Annotated in this window: 19 protein-coding genes; 5 read left to right on the top strand and 14 right to left on the bottom strand. The window is 67.1% G+C overall.

The features are described 5' to 3' along the window. Positions 1-201: 201 nt before the first annotated feature. Positions 202-1,344 (top strand): isochorismate synthase, encoded by a 1,143-nt coding sequence (locus M5J20_RS03505; protein ID WP_253576373.1) that lies wholly within the window; start codon positions 202-204, stop codon positions 1,342-1,344. On the opposite strand, the gene M5J20_RS03510 is transcribed toward M5J20_RS03505, so the two are convergent. From M5J20_RS03510 to M5J20_RS03555, 10 genes are all read right to left on the bottom strand, one after another. Next, complete coding sequence (locus tag M5J20_RS03510; protein WP_253576375.1) at positions 1,341-2,132, bottom strand: fumarylacetoacetate hydrolase family protein; 792 nt, start codon at positions 2,130-2,132, stop codon at positions 1,341-1,343. The two genes, M5J20_RS03505 and M5J20_RS03510, sit on opposite strands and share 4 nt — an antisense overlap. 39 nt (positions 2,133-2,171) lie before the next feature. Continuing rightward, positions 2,172-2,759, bottom strand: a complete 588-nt coding sequence (locus M5J20_RS03515; protein WP_253576377.1) for a 3'-5' exonuclease — start codon at positions 2,757-2,759, stop codon at positions 2,172-2,174. Between the two features lies 1 nt (position 2,760). After that, positions 2,761-4,623 (bottom strand): DUF294 nucleotidyltransferase-like domain-containing protein, encoded by a 1,863-nt coding sequence (locus M5J20_RS03520; protein ID WP_253576379.1) that lies wholly within the window; start codon positions 4,621-4,623, stop codon positions 2,761-2,763. Between the two features lie 42 nt (positions 4,624-4,665). After that, entirely contained in the window at positions 4,666-6,156 is a 1,491-nt protein-coding gene (locus M5J20_RS03525) for a cell wall-binding repeat-containing protein (RefSeq protein ID WP_253576381.1), read from the bottom strand. Between the two features lie 10 nt (positions 6,157-6,166). Continuing rightward, positions 6,167-7,183: a 3-isopropylmalate dehydrogenase gene (locus M5J20_RS03530; protein WP_253576382.1), complete on the bottom strand. Its 1,017-nt coding sequence runs from the start codon at positions 7,181-7,183 to the stop codon at positions 6,167-6,169. Between the two features lie 79 nt (positions 7,184-7,262). Beyond that, positions 7,263-8,249: an NAD-dependent epimerase/dehydratase family protein gene (locus M5J20_RS03535; RefSeq protein ID WP_253576390.1), complete on the bottom strand. Its 987-nt coding sequence runs from the start codon at positions 8,247-8,249 to the stop codon at positions 7,263-7,265. Positions 8,250-8,343: 94 nt separating this feature from the next. Continuing rightward, the gene (serA, locus tag M5J20_RS03540) at positions 8,344-9,927 is read right to left on the bottom strand and encodes a phosphoglycerate dehydrogenase (protein ID WP_253576392.1); all 1,584 of its coding nucleotides are present in this window, start codon (positions 9,925-9,927) and stop codon (positions 8,344-8,346) included. 57 nt (positions 9,928-9,984) lie between these two features. Beyond that, on the bottom strand, positions 9,985-10,899 hold the full coding sequence (locus tag M5J20_RS03545; RefSeq protein ID WP_253576393.1) for a hypothetical protein: 915 nt from the start codon (positions 10,897-10,899) through the stop codon (positions 9,985-9,987). After that, positions 10,886-12,739 (bottom strand): DUF262 domain-containing protein, encoded by a 1,854-nt coding sequence (locus M5J20_RS03550; RefSeq protein ID WP_253576394.1) that lies wholly within the window; start codon positions 12,737-12,739, stop codon positions 10,886-10,888. The genes M5J20_RS03545 and M5J20_RS03550 overlap by 14 nt, the downstream gene beginning before the upstream one ends. 15 nt (positions 12,740-12,754) lie before the next feature. After that, positions 12,755-13,696, bottom strand: a complete 942-nt coding sequence (locus tag M5J20_RS03555) for a cation diffusion facilitator family transporter (protein WP_253576396.1) — start codon at positions 13,694-13,696, stop codon at positions 12,755-12,757. A 204-nt stretch (positions 13,697-13,900) separates the two neighbouring features. Between M5J20_RS03555 and M5J20_RS03560 the strand changes: the two genes are divergently transcribed. Beyond that, a complete protein-coding gene (locus M5J20_RS03560) occupies positions 13,901-14,383 on the top strand; it encodes a hypothetical protein (protein ID WP_253576398.1) in 483 nt (160 codons plus the stop codon). Positions 14,384-14,666: 283 nt separating this feature from the next. Here the strand turns inward: M5J20_RS03560 and ilvC are convergent, their stop codons facing one another. The 3 genes from ilvC to M5J20_RS03575 all read right to left on the bottom strand — a co-directional run bounded on the left by ilvC (position 14,667) and on the right by M5J20_RS03575 (position 18,099). Further along, a complete protein-coding gene (ilvC, locus tag M5J20_RS03565; protein WP_253576400.1) occupies positions 14,667-15,680 on the bottom strand; it encodes a ketol-acid reductoisomerase in 1,014 nt (337 codons plus the stop codon). Positions 15,681-15,772: 92 nt separating this feature from the next. Beyond that, entirely contained in the window at positions 15,773-16,300 is a 528-nt protein-coding gene (gene ilvN, locus M5J20_RS03570) for an acetolactate synthase small subunit (protein WP_253576408.1), read from the bottom strand. Next, positions 16,300-18,099 (bottom strand): acetolactate synthase large subunit, encoded by a 1,800-nt coding sequence (locus M5J20_RS03575; RefSeq protein ID WP_253576917.1) that lies wholly within the window; start codon positions 18,097-18,099, stop codon positions 16,300-16,302. The genes ilvN and M5J20_RS03575 overlap by 1 nt, the downstream gene beginning before the upstream one ends. Before the next feature lie 365 nt (positions 18,100-18,464). On the opposite strand from M5J20_RS03575, the gene M5J20_RS03580 reads away from it, so the two are divergent. The 3 genes from M5J20_RS03580 to ilvD are packed head-to-tail and all read left to right on the top strand — an operon-like array spanning position 18,465 to position 22,259. After that, positions 18,465-19,880, top strand: coding sequence for a mechanosensitive ion channel family protein (locus M5J20_RS03580; RefSeq protein WP_253576410.1), 1,416 nt, complete (start codon positions 18,465-18,467; stop codon positions 19,878-19,880). Between the two features lie 10 nt (positions 19,881-19,890). Continuing rightward, the gene (locus M5J20_RS03585) at positions 19,891-20,424 is read left to right on the top strand and encodes a PH domain-containing protein (RefSeq protein ID WP_253576412.1); all 534 of its coding nucleotides are present in this window, start codon (positions 19,891-19,893) and stop codon (positions 20,422-20,424) included. Continuing rightward, positions 20,421-22,259, top strand: a complete 1,839-nt coding sequence (ilvD, locus tag M5J20_RS03590; RefSeq protein WP_253576414.1) for a dihydroxy-acid dehydratase — start codon at positions 20,421-20,423, stop codon at positions 22,257-22,259. Before M5J20_RS03585 ends, ilvD begins: the two co-directional genes overlap by 4 nt. Positions 22,260-22,330: 71 nt before the next feature. On the opposite strand, the gene M5J20_RS03595 is transcribed toward ilvD, so the two are convergent. After that, positions 22,331-23,164 (bottom strand): DoxX family protein, encoded by an 834-nt coding sequence (locus M5J20_RS03595; RefSeq protein ID WP_253576416.1) that lies wholly within the window; start codon positions 23,162-23,164, stop codon positions 22,331-22,333. Between the last annotated feature and the right edge of the window lie 35 nt (positions 23,165-23,199).

The raw sequence follows: 23,199 nt of genomic DNA on the forward strand, positions 1-23,199 counted from the left end.
AACACGTGGCCTGGGTGCAAAACGAGCTCAATGAAACACCCCGCCAAATCCTCAACGGCGCAACCCCACGTGAGATACTCCACGAAGTATTCAAACGTGGCGCAAACACCGCATGACACCGCCGCGTCACTATGGGGTACCCACTATGGGGGTCTGGGTTGGCGGAGGGGTCGCCCGCGTGCCCCGATAGACTCAATCCACGTGTCTGAGCCAGCGTCCAGCAATCCCGCCGACCCGGCGCGCCCGCTAAGCGCGCCGGACTTTCTGCTGTCCCGCGCGGCCGGGTCGGTGCGCACGCAGGGGGCAACGCAGACGTTCACCGACGCGGACGCGGCACAGGAGGCCCTGAACAGCGGAGAAGCCGAGCTGGTGGTCGGCGCGCTCCCGTTCGACGCCGCCGCGCCGGCGGCGCTCACCGTCCCAGAGCACATCATCCGCGAGCCGGGCGCGCTCCATCCGCACCCTTACTACCGCCGGGGCCCGGGCGCCCAGCTCAGCGCCCGCCTCGCCGGAGTGGACCCGCAGCCGGACGAGCACCTGGGCCGCGTCGCTGCGGCGGTGGACACGATCAAGAACACGGACCTGAAAAAGGTCGTGCTCGCCCGGGCGGTGGACATCGCGTTCGATCCGCCGGTAGATCCGCGCTTGGTCGCCGCGCGCCTCATCGAACTCTCCGCTTCAAGGGACGGTTTCATCGCGGACCTGACGCCCGCGGGTCGCGCAGGCCACTTCTTGGTCGGCTCGTCGCCGGAGGTGCTGGTCAAACGCGTCGGGAACACGGTCACGTCGTACCCGCTCGCGGGTTCGGCTGCGCGCATCCACGGTGACCCCGCCGCGGACCGGGAGGCGGGTGCGCGGCTGGCGACGTCGGCGAAGGACCTCGACGAGCACGCCTACGTCGTCGAGCACATCCGCGCACTCCTCGAGCCGCTGTGCACGCACCTCGACATACCCGCGCGCCCGATTCTGGAGCGCACGAATGAGATGTGGCATCTGGCTACTCCGGTCGTCGGCACGCTGCGGGAGCCCGCCCCGAGCGCGCTGGAGCTCGCGCGCCTGCTGTATCCCACGCCCGCAGTGTGCGGCACCCCGTCCGCGGGGGCATTCGAGCTTATCGACGCCACCGAATCGCCCCGTGGCTTCTACGCCGGCGCGGTAGGGTACTGCGACGCGGCGGGTGACGGGGAATTCATGGTGGCGATCCGCTGCGCCGAGGTCAACGGCGACGGGACCGTGGCGCGCGCGTGGGCGGGCGGCGGCCTCGTCGCGGACTCGGACCCCCAAGCCGAGCTCGACGAGACGACGGCGAAGCTGCGCACCATCCTCGGCGCGCTCGGGCTTTAGGCGCGCTCGACCGGGTTGCCCAGGCTGCCGATGCCCGGGATCTCAACCTCGATGTAGTCTCCCGGCACCATCACGGCGGTGCCGGCCGGGGAGCCGGTGGCCTGCACGTCACCCGGCAGCATGGTGAAGGACGCGGTGACCCACTCCACCATCTCGCCGATGCTCATGATCATCTGGTTCGAGTTGGAGTCCTGCTTGGTCTCGGTCTTCCCGTCGTGGGTCAGGTGCGCCTTGATGGGCAGGTTCTCGAAATCGAACTTATCCAGGTCGGTCTCGATCCACGGGCCGATCGGGCCGAAGGTGTCCATGCCCTTCGCACGCGCCCACTGGCCGTCTTGGAACTGCAGGTCGCGGGAGGAGACATCGTTGATGATGGTCACGCCGCGAACCACGGACTTCCACTCGGAGGCCTTCACGTTCTTGCAGGGGACGCCGTAGACAATCGCCAGCTCACCCTCGAACTCCACGCCGGTGGCGAAGTCCGGGATCTTGATCGGGGCGCCCGGGCCGACGACGCACGTGGACGGCTTGATGAAGATGGTCGGCGGCAGGTGCTCGGCGGACTGCTTGAACACCTCGGCGACGTGGTCGGCGTAGTTGCGGCCGACGGCCACGATTTTCGACGGCAGGGTCGGAGCGAGGAGGCGGACATCCTCGAGCGCCCATTCCTTGCCGGTGTACTCCGGCTCGGTGAACGGGGTGCCGGCGATGGCCTTCGCGGTGGTCCCCTCGTCATCGATGACCGCGAAGGTCATCCCCTCTGGTGTGGCAATTCGTCCAAAACGCATGCGCACGAGCATACCGCGCGGCATGGGGGCGGGAGGCGATTACTTCTTGTCGCGGCGCTGCGCCTCGAGGGCCAGGAAAAGTTCCGCGCAGGCGATGGCGTCGGTGAGCGCGTTGTGGTTCTCGTAGCGCGGGAGGTTGTAGCGCTCGCGCACGCGGGCGAGGCGGAGATCCTCGCCCCGGGGGTAGGTGCCCATGCGCTCCATGTGGCGGCGCTCCAGCGCGAAGGTGTCGACGACTTCGCGTTCGGGAAGCTTCCACTTCTCCGCGCGCACGTCGCGGTAGAGCTTGGCAATGAACCCGGTCTCCATCTGCGCGAAATGCGCGAGCAGCGCCCGGCCTTCAAAGGCACGCTCGAACGCAGCGAGCACTACCGCCGGATCCTGGCCGAGGCGAGATACGTCGTCGTCGGTCACGCCGTGGATGGTGGCGGAATTCCCCACCGTCGCGCCGGCGAAGACGTAGTACTCCGCGCCGGACAGGTCAATCACGTTGCCGTTCACCGGCACCCACCCGATGGATACGAGCTGGTCGCGCTCGGGTTTCAGGCCGGTTGTTTCGACGTCGACGGCGAGGTATGCGCCGTCGGCAAGCGTGCGCTCCTGGGGGCGCTTGAACAGGCCGAACACGCTACACCGCCCTGGTCGGGTACTTGTTGGCCAGCGCGTTCTGGAGGGACTTGATCACGCCGAACGCGTCGCGCAGTGCGCCGCGGTCGCGCTCGGGCAGGGCCTTCGGGTCGATGTGGTAGTCCGGCCGCTGGCCCGCGCGGACCTGCGCGACCTGGTGGCGCATGGCCAGGTTGGCCAGGTACTCGTAGGCATCGATGAGGTCCGCCGCCCCCTTTGCGGACACCGTGTTGCCGGCCGCTGCGCGGATGCGGGACAGCGTGTCTACCTCTCCGCTGCCAGCGGTAATGGCGTAGAGGCGGCCCATCTGCACCACCGCAGCGGTGCCGCCCTTCTTGATATCCAACGTAGAGGCGTACTCGCCCGAGCGCTCCACCACGAGGCCGCGGAAGAAGCCGATCGGCGGCTCACGGAACGTCGCCAGGGCGGCGAGGTGCGTGTGCAGGCGGCGCGACCCCTGCGCGGACACGAGGGCCGCGTCGTGCACGCGGTCCACCATCTCGCGCCAGCCGTCGCCCGCGCCGAGGATCGCGCGGAAATCGAAGAACACCTGCGCGTGCAGCAGCGCGTTCGGCTCCGGCGCGGTGACCCAGCCGTGGAAGGTCTGGTCCCACTGCGCCTCCGTCATGCGCCAAGCCGGGTTCGACGCCATCATGTCGCCCGGACACAGCGCTTGGCCGGCCCGCGCGAGGCCCTGGCAGATGAAGTCGGACAGCTCGGCGAAGTAGGCGCCGTGCGCGGCCTCGTCGTACTCGTTGGAGAGCACCAGCGCGTTGTCCTGGTCGGAGGCCGGCCCCATTTCGCCGCGGGCTTGGGAGCCGACCGCGACGAAGGCGAAGGGTACGGGCGGGGGCCCGAGCTTTTCGACGGCGAGAACAAAGAGCCGCCTCGCCACCGAGTCGGCGATGGAAGTGAGCAGCCGCTGGGTTTCGGCAGCGGATGCGCCGCGTTCGAAGAACCGGACGGCGACTTCTGCCGCGCGGCCGTAGGCGCCTTCGAGTTCTTCGAGGGTGCTCGTCTCCACGTCGGCGGCAAGGTAGATCGGATCCGTCTGCAGGAGGCGCAGGATATCCGATGAGGTGACCACGCCGACGATGCCTCCCTGGCCTTCGACTGGGAGGTGGTGGATGCCGAGCTCGCTCATCACCAGCATCGCCTCGAAGACCAGCGAGTCGGTGGCGATGGTGCGCACGGGCGAGGTCATGACCTCGGCGACGGGGCGGGCCGGGTCCACGCTCTTGGCGACGACGCGGGATCGCAGGTCGCGGTCGGTGAGGATGCCCGGCTTTCCCTCGCCCTGCAGCACGAGGCAGGTGACCTTGTGCTGGTCCATGGCCTGGGCGGCTTCGGAGATGGTGATGGACTGGGGCCGGGTGATTAGCTCGCGGCCGGCAATGAGGTCGCTCAGCGGGGTGCGCAGCACCTCGGCCGAGCTGGTGTCGCGGACATCGTCGGCCGCGGCGCGCACGCGGCGCGACGCGGTTTGGAAGAAGCGGTCCAGGTCCGGGTGCTCGGCCAGCAGCGCGGCGAAGGCGTCGCGCGGGAGCATGAGCAGGACGCTGTCCTCGACCGCCTGCATGGTGTAGCGCGATTCCGGCTCGCCCACCAGGGTGGAGTAGCCGAAATTGAGGCCGGCCTCGCGGCGGTCCAGCAGCAGGTTATCCTCCCCCACCACGTCGACCGCGCCTGAACGGATGATGTAGAGGGTGTCGTTCACCTGGCCGGGGGCGATGACGACGTCCCCGCGGCGCACGTAGGTGATGCCCATTGTGGGCGGGAGGGTTTTCAGCGTCTCCTCGGGCAGGTGGCTGAACGGCTCGTGCCGGGCGATGAAGGTGTAGACCTCGTCCAGTTCGACTGACATGCACTCACATTAGCGTGGGCAAATGCACTCGCGGGCCGGTTTTTACTGGTAGCTCACAAACCACGGCCGCGGGTCTACGGTGCCGTAGGTGTCTTCCGGGGTGAACGTCGGGGTGTCCTCGTCGATGAAGTTCTTCCACGCCATGAAGTACGCCGGGTCGAGGTCTTGGCGTAGCGCGTCCCAGGTCTCGAACTTCTGGCCCGGAACGCCGTGGCCGTCCGCGTGCAGCACCCAGGCGAGCTCCGGCTGGCCGGTGACGATGTTCTCGCGGTCCGGGTACATCGCCAGCTGGAACTGGTGCAGGATGAGCATCTTCTGCGGCAGGTTGTTGTCCCGCACGAGCTGGGCGAGCCAGTCGGCCACCTCGTTGATCTCCGCCGCAGTTGCGCTGCCAATGCGGCTGAGCGGCCGCTCGCCCGGGTTGAGCTTCCACTCCGCGTCGAGTGCGAGGCCCACGTTGGGGCGCTTGAGCAGCTCCTCGTAAATCTTCGCCTGCTCGAGGAAGTTGCCCTGGCCGGGCTGGAGGTCGATGACGGCGTAGCCGCCGGCATCCAGGATCGCGTCGATGTACGGCACGAGATCCTCCGCCGGCGTTTCGTTGGAGTAGTTGCCGTCCTCCCCCGGGAACTCCGAGGCGACTGAGGCGATGACCTCGAACGCGGGGATCACCGGCTGCTCGTCGAGCGGCGCGTACCAGGAGGCGTACTCGGCGGCCAGCGCAGCGGCCTCGGCGGGGCCCTGCTCACCCATCACACCCAGCTCCGGGCCGTACGGGTGGCCGTAGAGCGCGATCATCCTGCGGCCCGGGAACACCAGTCCGCCGCCGCCCGGCAGCTCGCCGTTGCCGGCCAGCGCCACGCGCGCCGCGTAATCCTCGTCGCTGCCGAACTGCCGGCCGAGCGCGAGCGTGTCCTGCTCGCTCACGGTACGCATGCTTTCCGACGTCGCTCTGGGGTCCGCGGCAGCGAGCACCTCGATCTCGGCGCCGGCGGCGCGGGCGGTGGCAGCCGCGGCGCGGGAGGTTTCGTCGGTGGCGAGCATCGGCGGCAGGATGAGGTCGATCGGCTTCGCAGCCTCCTGGGCGGCGATGGCCGCGACATCGCTGAGCGTATCGGTGGCCACCGGCTCGGCCGCCTCGATCGCGGCCGCGTCGTCGGTATCGGTATCCCCCGGCACCTCAATCACGCGGTCGGCTCCGAGGCGGGAGATTTCCCCATCTACGGCTTCCTCGTGGCCCGGGTGGCGCACCAGCATCGGGGCACCCAGCTCGAGCGCCAGCGCGGCGGCGCGCATCTGATCCTCACGCGATGGATCGGCCACGACGACCACGTCCGACGCCTCGTACAAACGCTGGGATACCTCAATGCCGGTGCCGTCCGGGTCCTGGATCACCTCGGGGCCGGTCATCTCTAGCTTGGCGGGCTCTTTCGCGCCGTCGGCAAGCAAAGGCCCCTCCTCCCCGCAGCCGGCGAGCACGAGGCTCGCGGCGGCCATGATTACGACGGTGCGGGGACGGGAGGGGCGATACAGCATGGTGCGCAGACTAGCGCAGTGCGGCCGCGATGCGGTCACCGAACTCGGCGGTTCGGACCGCAGTCTTGTCGCGGGAGGCGACATCGGCCTCGACGGCCTCCTCGATGCGCGTGGCATTGGCCTCGTCGCCGAGGAAGCGCAGCATCATCGCCACGGACAGGATCATGGCGGTCGGGTCCGCGATGCCCTGGCCAGCAATGTCCGGCGCGGAGCCGTGGACCGGCTCGAACATGGACGGCATCTCGCGCGACGCGTTGATGTTGCCCGAGCAGGCCTGGCCCACGCCGCCCGCGACGGCACCGGCGAGGTCGGTGAGGATGTCGCCGAAAAGGTTGTCGGTGACGATGACGTCGTAACGCGCCGGGTCCTGCACCATGTAAATGGTGGCCGCGTCGATGTGGTTGTAATCCACTTCGACCTCGGGGAACTCGGTCGCCACCTCGTCGACGACGCGCTGCCACAGGCCGCCGGCGTTGACCAGCACGTTGGTCTTGTGCACCAGCGTGACCTTCTTGCGGCGCGTCATGGCCAGCTCGAAGGCGTAGCGCACCACGCGCTCCGCGCCGTAGTAGGTGTTCTGGCTGACCTCGGACGCCACCTCGTGCGGGGTGCCCTGACGCAGGGTGCCGCCGTTGCCCGCGTAGAGGCCCTCGGTGCCCTCGCGCACCACAACAAAGTCGATGTCGCCGGGGTTCGCGAGCGGGCTAATCGACGTCGGGTACAGACGCGACGGGCGCAGGTTCACGTAGTGGTCCAGCTTGAAGCGGAGCGGAAGGAGCAGGCCGCGCTCCAAGATGCCGGCCGGGACGCGCTCCGGGTCGCCGACGGCGCCGAGGAGAATCGCGTCGTGCTCCTTGAGGCTGGCCAAGTCATCGTCGGTCAGCAGCTCGCCGTTCTTGAGGTAGCGGCGTGCGCCGAGGTCGTACTCGGTGGTCTCCACGTCGTCGCGGACGGTGTGGAGGACTTTCAGTCCCTCCGCCATGACCTCGGTGCCGATGCCGTCGCCGGCGATCACTGCGATCTTCATATCTTGAGACGCCTTTCCTACTAGGTGGACACTTTGTATGTGTCCCGAGGGTATCAGCCCGCCTAGCAGTCGCGGGCGACTACTCGTGCTCGATGATGTAGTCGATGGTCTCCTCAATTGCCGCGATCACGTCATCGTCCTCGTAGCCGAGCGTCTCCTTGGTCTCGGCCGGATCGATGGAGAGGTCCATCGCGCGCAGCTCGCCAGCGAGCTCCATCTTGATGCCGTGCTCCTTACCCTCGGATGCAGCGTGCTGGTCCAGCTGCGCCATCTGCTCGCGCACGGCCTCGTACGGCATTTCCATGAGCTTGGTGTCCAGGCCCATCTTGTCGATGAACATCTGGTAGAACTCCGTGAACGGCAGGTTGTACTCGCTGATCGCGTACGTGCCGCGGTGCTTGCCCTGCTCTGCCGCGCCGACGGCCGCCTGCGCGACCTGCTTGACGGTCACAGCGGCGGTCTTACCGCCCGGGTGCACCGGGAAGACCTCGGTCTGCTTCATCTGGTCGGAGAACATCTTCCACAGTGGCATGCGGCCCGGCATGTGTCCGAAGATGTACGGCAGGCGCAGGGAGGTCACGTCCATTGCGCCGTCGCCCTCCGCGAAGGCGACCTGCTCCTGCATGAGGCGCGTCAGCGGGTAGCCCTCGTGGATGAGGTCGGTCTCGTGCAGGCGCTCCGCGAACTCGGCGAAGTAGGAGCCGTAGACCACGAACTTTTTCACCCCCGCCTCACGGGCGAGGCGGGCCAGGCGCTGAGTGGGCAGCACGTTGGCCTCGTAGAAGAAGCGGGTAGCTGGGGCATCCGGCAGCACGCGCTCGTCGGCGCCGATGGCGTAGAAGAGCGCGTAGACTCCCTCGAGCTTCTCGCGAATCTCGTCGTCCGACATGTCGTTGACGTCCGCGATCACGGAGTGGACGCTGTCCTCCAGACCTGCGAACAAGTCGTCGGAAGGCAGGTCGAGCGCAACCGAGAACACGTCGTAGCCGCGCTGTGCCAGCTCCTGCACCGTTGCGAATCCGAGCAGGCCGGTACCGCCGAGAACGACAGCCTTCTTCTTATCCATGGGGATCTCCTTAGCAATGGTTGGAAACAGGTTCGCTGTCCATTGTCGAAGACATGCGCGCGGTTGTCAGGACCGCGCACCCCAGGTATAGCCCCTAGTCCAGGTCGATCTGGATGGACTGCGCGCCGATGGATTCGGCGATCGCAGCCTCGAGATCCTCCGGCACCTCGGACTCGACGCGGAGGATCAGCACCGCGCCGTCGCCCTTGGCGGCCTGGGTGAGCGCAGCGGCCTCGATGTTGATGCCGGCATCGCCCAGCTTGCTGCCCACCTTGCCCAGGGCACCCGGGGCATCGGTGTAGCGCAGGAACAGGTTGCGGCCCTGGGCGCGCATGTCCACGCCGCGGCCGTTGATGCGCACGATCTTCTCCACGCTCTCCAGGCCGGTCAGCGCGCCGACCACCGTGGCAACCTCGCCGGTCGCGCCGACAACCTGCACCTCGAGCGCGCTGCGGTGCGCGCGGGCCTCGGTCTCGGTGGCCACGGTGTACTCGAGGCCGCGGGACTCGGCGATCTGCGGCGCGTTAACGAAGGTCACCTGCTCCGACACGATGCCGGAGAACAGGCCCCGCACAGCGGAGAGGCCGAGGGACTCGACGTTCTCGGTCGACAGCTCGCCGCGGGCGGTGACCTTGAGGGACACCGGCGCCTCGTCGAGCAGCTTGCCGGCAAGTAGGCCCAGCTTGCGGGCGAGGTCGAGCCAGCCGGCGACCTCTTCGCCCACCTTGCCGCCGGTGACGTTCACTGCGTCAGCCACGAACTCGCCGGCGAGCGCCTTGAGCACGGAATCGGCGACATCGGTACCCGCGCGGTCCTGCGCCTCGACGGTGGACGCGCCCAGGTGCGGGGTCATCACAACCTCCTCGAGGGCGAACAGCGGAGAATCCGTGCACGGTTCGGTCTCGAACACATCGAAGCCGGCGCCGCGGATGCGGCCCTCCTTGATGGCGTCGGCAAGCGCCTGCTCGTCGACGAGGCCGCCTCGGGCAGCGTTGATGATGATTTGGCCCGGCTTGGACTTGGCCAGCAGGTCCGCGTTGAACATGCCCGCGGTTTCCTTGGTCTTCGGCAGGTGGATGGTCACGAAATCCGCGCGCGCCATGAGCTCCTCCAGCTCGACGAGCTCAACGCCGAGCTGGGCTGCGCGGGCCGGGTTCGCGTACGGGTCGTACGCGATGATGGTGGTCTCGAACGCGCTCAGACGCTGCGCGAAGAGCTGGCCGATGTGGCCGAAGCCGACGATGCCGACGGTCTTGCCGAAAATCTCCACGCCCTTGAACGCGGAGCGCTTCCACTCGCCGCCCCGCAGGGTCTTCTCCGCGGCCGGGATCTGGCGGGCCGTGGAAAGCAGCAGCGCGATGGCGTGCTCGCAGGCGGAGTGGATGTTGGAGGTCGGGGCGTTCGCAACCATGACGCCGCGCTCGGTGGCGGTGGCGATGTCCACGTTGTCCAGGCCCACGCCCGCACGGCCAATGATCTTCAGGTTCGGCGCAGCCTCGATGACTTCGCGGTCCACCGTCGTTGCGGAGCGCACGAGAAGCGCATCCGCCTCAGGCACGGCGGCCAACAGCTCGGCGCGATTCGGGCCGTCGACCCAGCGCACCTCCACCGCGTCTCCGAGGGCTTCAACGGTGGATTGGGCGAGCTTGTCTGCAATGAGAACGACGGGTTTAGCCACGGGAATTCCATCTCCTGTGAGAGCGGGGTGAATAGTTCCCCGCATACCTTAGTGCGCTTACCTCGCCTTGTCGCTATTGCGCTGCAAATAAATTTCTTCCGCCTGCATAATCCTCGCCGCCAGCTCCTTGTCGGTGCCGAACTGCCCGCCAAGGGCGATGAGTGGCTCGTCGGAGAGACCCGCCATCGCGAACAGTGCACTTTCCGACGCTCGGGGATCCGCGTCATCCACAATCGTCACCTGTGCGCCGAAGCTGCGCGCGTTCGCGATCGAGGCGATGGAGCTCTCGGCCGTCGCCACCACCACGGGAGCCATGTCGGCGTCGCGCCGCGACATGATGGGAAATGGCTTCGCCTCCGCGCCAACCATCACCTTGGGGTCCGCCCACGCTGCGCGCGCCCACGTCGGCTCGTTCGGGTTCAGGCCCGCCACCGCCGCGGCCGCGTCTTGCGGGGAGGCCACCAGGGATTCGTCGAAACGCACCGACATCATCTCCCCCAGCGCTTCGAGACCGCCTGGATCGCGGTGCACGCGCACGCGGCCGGAGGTGCGCGCGAGGTTGACCTCGCCGACCGTGAGCACGGTGTGGGTGCTCAACCGCTCGACTTCGTGGGAGATCTCCTGGTGGCGGGCCGGGTCGTAGACAATCATGGGCGCGTGCGCGGCCACAGCGATCGATGCGGCACGCAGCTGCGCGGCAATGGTGTCGTCGGAGACCACGAGTGTCTCGGAGTTGCGGAAGAAGTGGCGCAGGCTGGTAATGCCTTTCGAGTCGTCGATGACTACCGGGCGCTCGTCGAACCGGGTGTCCACGTGGCGCGACTCATTCACTGCGATGGCCTGGCTCAGCGGGTCCAGGCTCTTCTGCTCTCCGCCGCACGCTGTAGCGGTCGCCAGAGTCAATGCCCCGGCGACGAGGGCTGTGACAGCGCGGGCAGCTCTGGAACGGGTGGCGTATTTACTGCTCGGCATCGTGCCCGTCATTATGCCCGGCGGTGTCCACGTGATCCGCCATGGTCGGGGCGCCATCGTTCGCGCCGTCGCCGTGCGGCTCGGCTGCAATGCAGTCGAGGTCGCGGATCACCGGCTTGTCCAGCGCGTACTCCACCATGCCGATCAAGCGGGTGAGGCGATCCTCCAAGAACGCCTCCCAGTCGGAGGCCAGGAGGTGGTTCGCGTTGATCTCGTGGCCCTCGATGACGGCGTCGAACTCGGCGTCGTCGAGCAGCGACTTGGACTGCAGGCGCGGGAGGTAGCGCTTCGGCGCGTTGTTCTCGATGACCACCTCGGTGCGGCGGCCCATCGGCGTGCGGTTCAGCACCGAGTTCGCCAGCGCAGAGTCGGCGCCGATGCTCGCGCAGAAGTTCGGCGGGAAGACAGTATTAAAGGACGGCTGCAATTCCGCGATCGTTTCCCTGTCGAACGCCTTGCCGGTGCGCCAATCCCGCGCGCCGCGAGCCATGAGCAGAGCGAACATGCCGCGGTAAATCCCGCTGTCCGCCGTCGCGGAAAGCAGACGGGATGTCGCGAATTCCGCGTCCGCCACGGTGTTAGGCACCTCGTCGGTCTCGCCCAGCACCCACGGGGTGACCTCGGTGACATCGAGACCAGCGCGAATGGTCGGCGCGTGGGCGCCATAGAGCTCGCCGAACACGCCGGACCAGAACCAGCGGTTCAGGCGGTCCTGGGCATCCTGATTCTCCAGCGCGCCCGGGTGCTCGGCGAGGCGCGCCAGGATGGTCGCCAGCGGCACGAGCTGGGCCGAGTACGGCACCTGCTCCACGGTGAAGATGCTGCGGTCCGCCAGGAACTCGGCTACCTGGACAAATGCGTTCAGCACCTCGTCGGCGTGCGCGCGGTACTCGTCGAGCGAGATCGCGAGGATGTCGCCGCGGTGGCCCGTCGCGTGGCCGCGGCGGCTGGACACGAGCAGGGCGAGCGCCCGGAGAAACTCGATGCGGCCGATGCGGTCCAACGCAGGGTACGCACGCAACTGCTTCTCGACGTTCGCCCAGTGCTCCGCGAGCACGAAATCCGGGTCCTGAGAGGCGAACATCGCCGTGAGGAGTTCGAAGACATCCATCTGCACGCCGGCCGAGTTGGCGTGGGCGAAGATCTGGCCGACGCCGACGCGGGACGTGTCGCGGTCGACGCGGATCACCGGCACGTCGTAGGCCGGCAGCCAGCGCAGCACCTCGTTCTGGAACTTCTTCACTGCCTCGCGCATCTCGGGGTCCTCCGCCCCCGCCGCCATGTCGATGAGCAAGTCGTTACCCTGCTTCCACAGGAGCAGCGAGACGGGAATGACGCCGTGGCGCAGCATGTCCTCGCGGGTGGTGATGCCGCCGTCGATCACCGGGCCGAAGTGGGAGCGGATCCGACCTTCCTCATCCACCGCGAAGACGGACTCCACAGGCATCGGGTCAGAAGCGACCGCCGCGCGCACGTCGACGAAGAATCGCCGGTTGATCGGCTCGCCGAGGTAATCCACCGTCGGAATCAAGCCCTCGCCCTTGAATGCGTGGTACAGGGAGGTGAGGCGCTGTTGACCGTCGAGAAGCAGAAGTCCCGGCTGCGCACCCTGCACGTCGAGCCCTGCAAGCGGGCGCGGACGGAAGCGGACCGGGGAGTTGCGGGTGTCCAGCGCGAGGAACGAACCGACTGGGTAACCGCGCAGCACCGAAGTAATAAGGGTGCGAATGCGGTCGACATCCCAGATGTACTCGCGCTGGAAGTCGGGCAGCTGCAGCTCGCCGCGCTCTGCCCTGGCGAAGAGATCGATCAGTGAATAACTCGGCGTGGTAAAGCCCATGCCCCAAACTGTAGATCAGTTCTGGCAAATGCTCTCGTGATGTAGGTGCTCAGGGCGCTCAAGCTGGATGGTCGAGTGGTCGATGCCGAGGGCGTGGAGGCGCTCCTGCACCGCGTCCAGCAGCGCGCCGGCATCCGTGTCGTCCTCCACCACCACGTGCACCGTGGCGAGGACCGAGACGCCGTCGAGCGACCAGAGGTGCAGATCGTGGATGCCGGCCACGCCAGGCACGTCGCGCAGGGCGGGCTCCACCTCATCCGCCGCAAAACCCGGGGGCACCTGCTCCAGCAGCACCTGCGCGGAGTTGCGCAGCAGCTGCCACGCGCGCGGCAGCACCATCGCCGCAATCACCAGCGAGGCCACAACATCCGCCGCGGTGAAATCGGTGAGCATGATGACCACGCCCGCGACGATGACCGCCACCGACCCCAGCAGGTCCACGAGCACGTGGAGGTAGGCACCCTCCACGTTGATCGACGTCCCGCGGTGGCGCGACAGCACCCACGCCGACGCGATGTTGGCCACCAGGCCGATCACCGCCACGCCCATCATCGTTCTCGGCTCCACCGGCTCCGGGAACCGCAGACGCCGCACCGCCTCCACCACAATGACAAGGGCAATACCGATCACTGTCGCCGCGTTCACCAGCGCCGCGAGCACCTCCACCCGTCGGTAGCCGAAGGTGGCGGTGCCTGATGCTTTCCGACGCCCGGCCAAGACCGCAAGGACAGCAATAATCAGCCCGGCCGCGTCCGAGAGCATGTGCATGGCATCCGCGATGAGCGCCATCGAGCCGGAGATCCAGCCGCCGATGATTTCGGCGACGAACACGATCGTCGTAATGGAAAGTGCCGTGACGAGCGCACGCAGCGGCGCGTCCACCACCCCGTGGTGGTGGTTGTGGCCGTGCGCATGGCCGTGGTGATGGTGGTGGGGCTCGACGTGCGCGGTGCTCATACGACCGAGTTTAGGAATGCATTCACCTTATTGACAAGTTATTGAAAACCAGGGCCGACAGCGGCTTTGCCGACGTGACGTGCAGAAATGCCGGAATAGGTAGCTAAATCTTCAACTACGACTTGATAGTTGAGGTGAGACTTTTGGTACGGTGGCGTGTCATTGGCCACAAGGTCTGCAAACTTAGAACGAAAGGACACTCCCGTGACCACTCCTAACCCGAACGATCCGAACCGCAACATCGACCCGAACCTCAACTCTGAGGTCGATCCGACCCTGCGCGGCACCGAGTCCACCACCCGCCGCGTGGAGTCCACCCCGGAGACCACCCACGTCACCACCGAGCGCACCACCACGACCCAGCCGGTCCGCGCAACCTCCGGCTCCACCGCTGTGACCGAGGAGAACAACGGTGGCGGCGGCTGGTGGAAGTGGCTGCTGGGCGCACTCGTTGCCCTGCTGCTGATCTGGCTGCTGTTCTCCCTCTTCAACGGCAACGACAACGCTGCCACCACCACGACCTCCACCACCACCGCGGCTACCGAGGTCGTCGAGGAGACCACCACCGTCGAGAGCGGCACCGTGACCGAGTCCCCGGCTGCCGACGCAACCGTCACCGAGACCGAGGTTGTTTCCGAGGTCACCAACACCATCGCTCCGTCCGAGGCTGCACCGGCTACCAGCTAGTTGGCCCTGAGCGACCGAAAGGTCGCCGCAGCGTCTTTACGACGTAGCTTCGCGCCCCTCCCCTCGCCCAGTGCGAGCGGGAGGGGCGCTTTTGCGCAAGGTGCGCTGGATTGGTCCGCCGGCGGAGTCCGTCGGCTCGTAAAAATCCCCCTATTTCCACGAAGGGCCTCACATAAGTCCGCGTCGCGCGATCCCAAGGACGATTTCTACGACAACGCCCGCCCTCCGAGCTTTCGGGGGCGGGCGTTAGCTGTGCGCTAGGCGCGCGAGATGCGCCAAAAACCTACGCAGTCTCGTTGAGCGGGTTCTTGACCCAGCTCATCATGTCGCGCAGCTCAGCACCGGTCTTCTCGATTGGGTGGGAGGAAACCTTAGCGCGCAGGTCCTCGAGCTCCTTGTTGCCGTTCTCCACGTTGGCGACGAGGCGCTTGGTGAAGGTGCCGTCCTGGATCTCCTTCAGGATGTCGCGCATGCGGTCCTTGGCGCCAGCGTCGATGACGCGCGGGCCAGCCAAGTAACCGCCGAACTCAGCGGTGTCGGAGATGGAGTAGTTCATGTTGGCCAGGCCACCTTCGTAGACCAGGTCGACGATGAGCTTCATCTCGTGAAGGCACTCGAAGTAGGCCATCTCCGGCTCGTAGCCAGCCTCAGTCAGCACCTCGAAGCCGGACATGATCAGGTCCTCGAGGCCGCCGCAGAGCACGGCCTGCTCGCCGAAGAGGTCGGTGACGGTCTCTGCCTCGAAGGTGGTCGGGATGACGCCGGCGCGGGCGCCGCCGATCGCTGCAGCGTAGGACAGTGCGAGGTCGCGGCCGTTGCCGTTCGGGTCCTGCTCGACTGCGATGAGCGTCGGCACGCCCTTGCCGTCGGCGAAGGTGCGGCGCACGAGGTGGCCCGGGCCCTTCGGAGCGACCATGGCGACGGTGATGTCCTCGGCCGGCTCGATGAGCTTGAAGTGGATGTTCAGGCCGTGTCCGAAGAAGAGCGCGTCGCCGGCGTTGAGGTTCGGCTCGATGTCGTTCTTGAAGATCTCGGCCTGGGAGGTGTCCGGAGCCAGGAGCATGACGACGTCTGCCCACGCAGCTGCGTCGGCGTTGTTCTTGACCTCGAAGCCGGCTTCCTTCGCCTTCTCGGCGGACTTGGAACCGTCGCGCAGGCCGATGACCACCTCGACGCCGGACTCGCGCAGGTTCTGCGCGTGGGCGTGGCCCTGGGAGCCGTAGCCGATGATGGCGACCTTCTTGCCCTGGATGATCGACAGGTCCGCGTCGCGGTCGTACAGCACTTCAATAGCCATGAGTGGAACACTCACCTTTCCTATAGATTGGGACGGTCGTTTCATATTATGGCACACCGCCGTGTGCCGAACCGTCCCGCGGTCGATTGTTTTTAGTTGTTCTTCTTGGACGGCGCCATGGTCTTGGAGCCGCGGGTCAGGGCTACCTGTCCGGACTGGATCAGCTCGCGGATGCCGAACGTCTCGATGACGTCCAGGAACGCGCGCAGCTTGGCCGGGGTGCCGGTCGCCTCGATCACAACGGAATCCGGGGACACATCGACCACGCGGGCGCGGAAGATGTTCGCGGTCTCCACCACCTGGGCTCGCGTCTGGTTGGAGGCGTTGACCTTCACCAGCATCAGAGAGCGGGCAATGGTGGTGTCGTCCTCCAGGCGCAGGACCTTGATTACCTGGATCAGCTTGTTCAGCTGCTTGGTGATCTGCTCGATGGCGTACTCGGAAGCGTCCACCACGATGGTGAGGCGGTTGATGCCCTCGGTCTCGGTCTTCGCGGAAACCAGGGAGACCAGGTTGTAGCCGCGGCGGGTGAACAGGGCGGTCACGCGGGTGATGATGCCGTCCACGTCCTGCACCAGGACGGAGAGGATGTTGCGAGTGTGTTCGTCTTCGTGAGCCATTACTGGTTCCCCTCCTGGTGAGTGTGATCCTGAGCGTCGGTAATCGCGTCAATGGTGTCGTGGATGGCCTCCGGGGTCTCGCCCGCGGACTCCTCCATGTCGAAGAACGGGCGCATGCCGAGGGCGTACTGCATGTCGGAGTTCGATGCGCCGGCGGCAATCATCGGCCACACCTGGGCATCCTCGCCGACGATGAATTCGACGACCACGGGGCGGTCGTTGATCTCGCGGGCGCGCTCGATAGCGGGCACGACCTCCTCTTCCGTCGTCACGCGGATGGCCTCGGCACCGAGCGCTTCGCTGAGCTTGACGAAGTCGGGGACGTAGGCGGTCTCGCCGCCGAGCTTGGTGTGGGAGTAGGTGCCCTCGTAGAAGAGGGTCTGCCACTGGCGAACCATGCCCAGGTTGCCGTTGTTGATCAGCGCCACCTTGAACGGGAAGCCTTCGAGGGCGGCGGTGGTGATCTCCTGGTTGGTCATCTGGAAGCAGCCGTCGCCGTCGACGGCCCACACTTCCTTCTCCGGGCAGCCGGCCTTCGCGCCGAGCGCCGCCGGGATGGCGTAGCCCATGGTGCCCAAGCCGCCGGAGTTGAGCCAGTGGCGCGGGCGGTCGAAATCGATGAACTGGGCGGACCACATCTGGTGCTGGCCGACGCCGGCCACGTAGATCGCCTCGGGGCCGACAACTTTGGACAAGGTCTCGATAACGAACTGCGGGGAGAGTTTGCCGTCGGACTGCTCGTCGTAGCCGCGCGGGAAGCGCTCCTTGAGCTCGCCGAGGCGCGCGATCCAGGCATCGATCTCCGGGGCGGCGTTGCGCTTAGCGTCCTTGAACGCGTCAGTCAGCTGCGCGAGCACGCGCTTCGCGTCGCCGACGATCGGCACGTCGACGGCGCGGATCTTGCCCACCTCGGCGGGGTCGATATCGGCGTGGATGGTCTTTGCCAGGGGTGCGAAGGAGCTGGTGTCGCCGGTGACACGATCGTCGAAACGCGTGCCGATGGCGATGAGCAGATCGGATTCCTGCAGCGCACCGACGGCCGGGACTGAGCCGTGCATGCCCGGCATGCCCATGTACAGCGGGTGGTGCTGCGGGAACGCACCGAGCGCCATCAGGGTGGTCACGACCGGGATGCCGGTGAGCTCAGCAAACTCCAGCAGCTCCATGTGGGCGTTGGCCTTGACCACGCCGCCGCCGATGTAGAGCACCGGGCGTTCGGCCTGGGAGATCATCTTCGCGGCCTGGGAGATCTGGCGGTTGTGCGGCTTGGTGTTCGGCTTGTAGCCGGGCAGGTCAACGTGCGGCGGCCAGATGAACGGCGCCTCGTTGGCCTGGACATCTTTCGGAATATCCACCAGCACCGGGCCCGGGCGGCCCGTGGACGCGATGTGGTGCGCGGCGGCGAGCGCGGCCGGGATGTCCTCGGTGCGGGTCACCATGATGTTGTGCTTGGTGATCGGCATGGTGATGCCGCGGATGTCTGCCTCCTGGAAGGCGTCGGTGCCGATCAGCGGGGAGCCGACCTGGCCGGTGATCGCGATGATGGGCACGGAGTCCAGGTACGCATCGGCCAGCGCGGTGACCAGGTTGGTCGCGCCCGGGCCGGAGGTGGCGATGCACACGCCCACCTTGCCGGAGGCCAAGGCGTAGCCCTCGGCGGCGTGGCCGGCGCCCTGCTCGTGGCGGACGAGGACGTGGCGGAGCTTGGCGGCGTGCGCCAGCGCGTCGTACAGCGGGAGCACCGCGCCGCCCGGCAGGCCGAAGACGGTCTCTACGCCAAGCTCCTCAAGGCTGCGCACCGTCGCGGCGGCGCCGGTGAGAACTTCAGTCTGGGGGCTGTCGGTGCCCTGAGCGCCGGCGCCCTTGTGGCCCTGCGGGTTCCCGGCGGCTGCGCCGGGCCCAACGGGCTGGGTTGGGGTTGCCACGTTACACGTCTCCTCGCGTCACAGATGGTCGAAGCAGGAAATTTCAGATCTCAAAACAAAAGCCCCCGAGCGAGCACAGATGCTCTCGAGGGCGCTTGTTTTAACGGCTTGATGCAGTGACCGCTACGGCAAGCGCCGCATCGGAAGTACTACTACAGCAAGTCGCGTGGTGATCATGCGCTAGATCATACACATCCCCTAGCCCCGTGTAAGCAACTGGGGCTAGGGTTTTATGCACTATGCCGTTTGCCTACATCTTCCAGGAAGTCTGGCGCTGGTTCGCTGACACGGGCATCAACCTCGTGCTGCTCGTCCTCATGGCGCTGCTGGTGCCGCGAGCAGGGCGTTTCACCAAACGCGTCCTCGGGCGCCGGGTGCGCGAGTCCGCGGACCCCAACGAGGGCAAGAGCCAGCTCGCGGTGGCGGGCGTGGGTGTGTACATCATCCAGCTGATCGCATACTTCCTCATCTTCATCTTCATCCTGCAGCAGCTCGGCTTCTCGCTCGCCGGCGCGGCAATCCCTGCCACCGTCGCCTCCGCCGCCATCGGTTTCGGCGCGCAGAGCATCATCGCCGACTTCCTGGCGGGCTTCTTCATCCTCACCGAGAAGCAGTACGGCGTGGGCGATAACGTCACCTTCAAGGGCAACGGGCTAGACATCAACGGCGATGTCATCCAGATCACGATGCGTGCCACCCAGATCCGCACCCTCAACCAGGCGACGGTGACGGTCCCCAACTCCGCCGCGCGCATCTACATCAACCAGTCCAACTACTGGGTCAACGCGCTGGTGGTTATGCCCGTGCCCCTCGACGGCTCCGAGTCCGCCGAGCACGCCATCGAACGCGCCGAACGCGCGACGCGCCGCGCCATCTCGCGTCCCGAGATCCACGAGAAGGTCATCGGCGAGCTGCAGGTCCACCCCGCCGTCGAGGTCAATCCGCCGACCGCGGCCGGCCTGCCGTGGACGGTGGACATGCGCTTCATGGTGCGCGTCGAGCCGCTCAGCCAGTGGATGGTTGAGCGCGCCATCCGCATCGCCATCCTCGACGAGTTCTGGGAGGAGTACGGCCGCCCGCCGGCGCTTTTCCCGCTTGCCGACGCCAGCAAGCAGACCACCCCGCTCCCAGCCGCGCCCGGGATCGATCCGGAGGCGTACCCGCCGACGGAGCGGATGGAACCGGTCGTCGCAAAGCCAAAGCCCGCGGACGACCCCGCGGTAGAGACGGAAGGCGTCGCGGACACCGCGGAGGATGCAGAGACCGACGAGCAGGCACCGAAGACGGTGTTCGACGGGCTGATGCGCGTGAGCACCATGTGGCTGCTGGTCGCGTTCGGCGTGGCGCTGCTCGTGCGCGGGATGACGCTGGACCCGGACAGCGAATCGGCGAACGCGGGTGTGCTCGCTCCCCCGCCGCGGACAGCGGTGACGACGACTGCGGAGGAAACGAGCGTCGGCACGCGGCCGGCCCCTGTGCCGGAGAGCGCGACGAGCCCGGAGCCGTCGCCGCAGCCGACGCCGCGCAGCGAGAACACGGCGACGAGCGAGCCGACGCCGACCACGACCGGGGAGACCACCACCGCAACAAGCACCGAATCGAAGAATGCGACGCAGAACCTGGACCCAGTTCGCGGACGAGAACGCCTTGACTAGCATTGCACGCATGAGCGACGAGCCCAAGGTTTTCCGGCCCTCCCGCGAGCATGTCATCGCGATTGTGTTGATGACGGGCATTGCGCTCATCGGCATCTCTTGGGCGCCGCTCGTGCTCGGCTGGCTGCTGATTATCCCCGTGATCGCGCTTGCGTGGGTGTACAAATCCTCCACCACCGTGGGCGAGGACGGTTTGGCAATGACTTACCTGTTCCGCAAGGACGCGAAAGTTGGCTGGGACGACCTCGCCGGCGTTGGCTTCACCGGGTCGAAGGCGCAGGCCACTACTAAGACCGGCGAGGAATACCCCATGCCGGGCGTAACCTTCAACTCGCTGCCGGATCTCGCCGAGGCCTCGCGCGGCCGCATCACCGACGTGATCACCCAGGCGCAGGAGGCTGCCGACGGCAAATACGAGATCATCGATAAGGAAGGCCGCGGCGTCCTGCTCACGCGCGAAGAGTATGACGAGTATCTGAAGACGCACCCGGACATCCCCGGCCCGCGCCCTACCGCACCGAACCCGCAAGGAGAGACCAAGTGATTCCGCTTCGTTCCCGAGTCACCACCGTCGGCCGCCAAGCCGCAGGTGCCCGCGCGCTGTGGCGCGCCACCGGCACAGCCGAGCAGGAGTTTGGCAAGCCCATCGTGGCCGTGGTCAACTCTTACACCCAGTTCGTGCCCGGCCACGTGCACCTGAAGAACGTCGGCGACATTGTGGCGGACGCGATCCGCGCAGCCGGCGGCGTGCCCAAGGAGTTCAACACCATCGCGGTGGATGACGGCATTGCCATGGGCCACGCCGGCATGCTCTACTCCCTGCCCAGCCGCGAGATCATCTCCGACTCGGTGGAGTACATGTGCAACGCGCACACCGTCGACGCGATGGTGTGCATCTCCAACTGCGACAAGATCACCCCGGGCATGCTCAACGCGGCGATGCGCCTGAACATCCCGGCCGTGTTCGTCTCCGGCGGCCCGATGGAGGCCGGCAAGGCGATCAACGCCGGCGGCGTGGTCAAGCCGAAGTCGGACCTCATCGACGCAATCGCGCTGTCCGCCAACGACGCCGTCTCCGACGCCGAGCTCGACGACATTGCCAACCACGCCTGCCCCACCTGCGGCTCCTGCTCCGGCATGTTCACCGCCAACTCGATGAACTGCCTCACCGAGGCACTCGGCCTCTCCCTGCCGGGCAACGGCACCACCCTGGCCACCCACACCGCGCGCCGCGACCTGTTCGAGAAGGCCGGCACCCGCATTGTGGAGCTCTGCGAGCGCTACTACGGCCAGGGCGACGAGTCGGTGCTGCCGCGCTCCATCGCCACCGTCGAGGCGTTCCAGAACGCGATGGCGCTGGATATGGCCATGGGCGGATCCACCAACACGATCCTCCACATCCTGGCCGCGGCGCAGGAGGGTGAGGTGGACTTCGACCTCACGGACATCGACGCGCTCTCCCACCGCATCCCGTGCCTGTCCAAGGTGGCGCCCAACGGCGAGGCGCACGTGGAAGACGTGCACCGCGCCGGCGGCATCCCCGCCATCCTGGGCGAGCTGCACCGCGGCGGCTTGCTGAACACCAACGTGCACACGGTGGCCTACGACTCCTTCGACGCTTGGCTCAGCGATTGGGACATCCGCGGCGGCAACGCTACAGACGAGGCTGTGGAGCTCTTCCACGCCGCCCCGGGCGGCCAGCGCACCACGGAGGCGTTCTCCCAGTCCGCGCGCTGGGAGTCGCTGGACACCGATGCCGCGAATGGCGTAATCCACGACGTCGAGCACCCCATTACTTCCGACGGCGGCCTTGTGGTGCTCCGCGGCAATCTCGCACCGGACGGTGCCATCCTCAAGACCGCCGGCGTTGAAGAGGGCCTGTGGGAGTTCTCCGGCCCGGCCCGCGTGGTGGATTCGCAGGAGCAGGCCGTGTCCATGATCCTGGCCCGCGAGGTGCTCGAGGGCGAAGTCGTGGTGATCCGCTACGAGGGCCCCTCCGGCGGCCCGGGCATGCAGGAAATGCTTCACCCGACGTCCTTCCTCAAGGGCGCCGGCCTGGGCAAGAAGTGCGCCCTGATCACCGACGGCCGCTTCTCCGGCGGCACGTCCGGCTTGTCGATCGGCCACATCTCCCCCGAGGCGGCCCACGGCGGCCTCATCGGCCTGGTGGAAAACGGCGACACCATATCGATCTCCGTGTCCAACCGCTCCCTCACGCTGGATGTGGACGACGAGGTTCTCGCGGAGCGCCGCGCCGCAATGGAGGCGTCGGAACGCCCGTGGACCCCGAACCGCGTCCGCGAGGTGTCCAAGGCGCTGCGCGCGTACGCGAAGATGGCGACCTCCGCCGACAAGGGCGCAGTTCGCCAGATCGACTAATCCGGACCGCGTAATCGGCGAGGCCCGCTCCACGATCCTTGTGGGGCGGGCCTCCTACCTTCGTAGCTGCGCTATGCCGCCGGCTGCAGCGGGTTGATGCCGGTGCCGAACCACCAGACCACGCCCGCGAGCGCCAGGCCGACGACCAGCCAGATCCAGGAGGATGCGAGCGGGCGCCGCGCCCAGCTGCGGCCGGCATCGACGCCGTACAGGCCCGGGCCGGTGAACTGCAGCACAATGGCGATGCCCAGCAGCAGCACCGGGAGCCACACGCCCGCGTTCCAGGTCAGTACGTTCCAGCCGAGGTCCGACGCCGTGATCGCGTGCAGCGCCATGAACGCCGTCACGGCCACCGCCACCGCCGCCGCCACCGGCGTGATTAGGCCCAGGAGCAGGAAAACGCCGGCTGCGAGCTGCAGCGTCGGCACCATGATCGCCAGGCCGTCCGCGTACGGGTAGCCCGCGAACGCGGTTTCCAGCCCGGCGATACCGTCGGAGCCGCCGAAGCGGAAGAACGTGCTCAGCGACTGCAGAATCAGGTACCCACCGAACAGCAGGCGCAGCAGGAGCAGCCCGAGGTCGATGGTGCCGCGCTTTTCGACGTTCGTTTCCACCGCCGGCTCGCTGACCACAGCGACCTCTTCGTACACCGGATCAGCCGGGGCGATATAGACCGGCTCGCGGTCCAACGCGGTGGTCTCGGTGGTGTACACGCCGGGAGCTGCCGGAGCCGCCGGGGCGGCTGCGAAGCTCGTGGTGTCTACGCGGTCCGAGATGTTCGCCGCGGTCGAGCCGCCGGTGGCGGGGATGACCTCGGTCGGCTCGGAGTTTGCGGTGGGTTGGTAGGTGGGAACGTCGAAAGCGTCAAAGTCTTCGGGGCGCGCGTCGCGGGTATTCGATGCCATGTCTAGCAATCTAAGCGACGCGCGCGCAGCCATGG

The sequence above is a fragment of the Corynebacterium stercoris genome, assembly GCF_024160105.1.
GTDB classification, from domain to species: Bacteria; Actinomycetota; Actinomycetes; order Mycobacteriales; family Mycobacteriaceae; genus Corynebacterium; species Corynebacterium stercoris.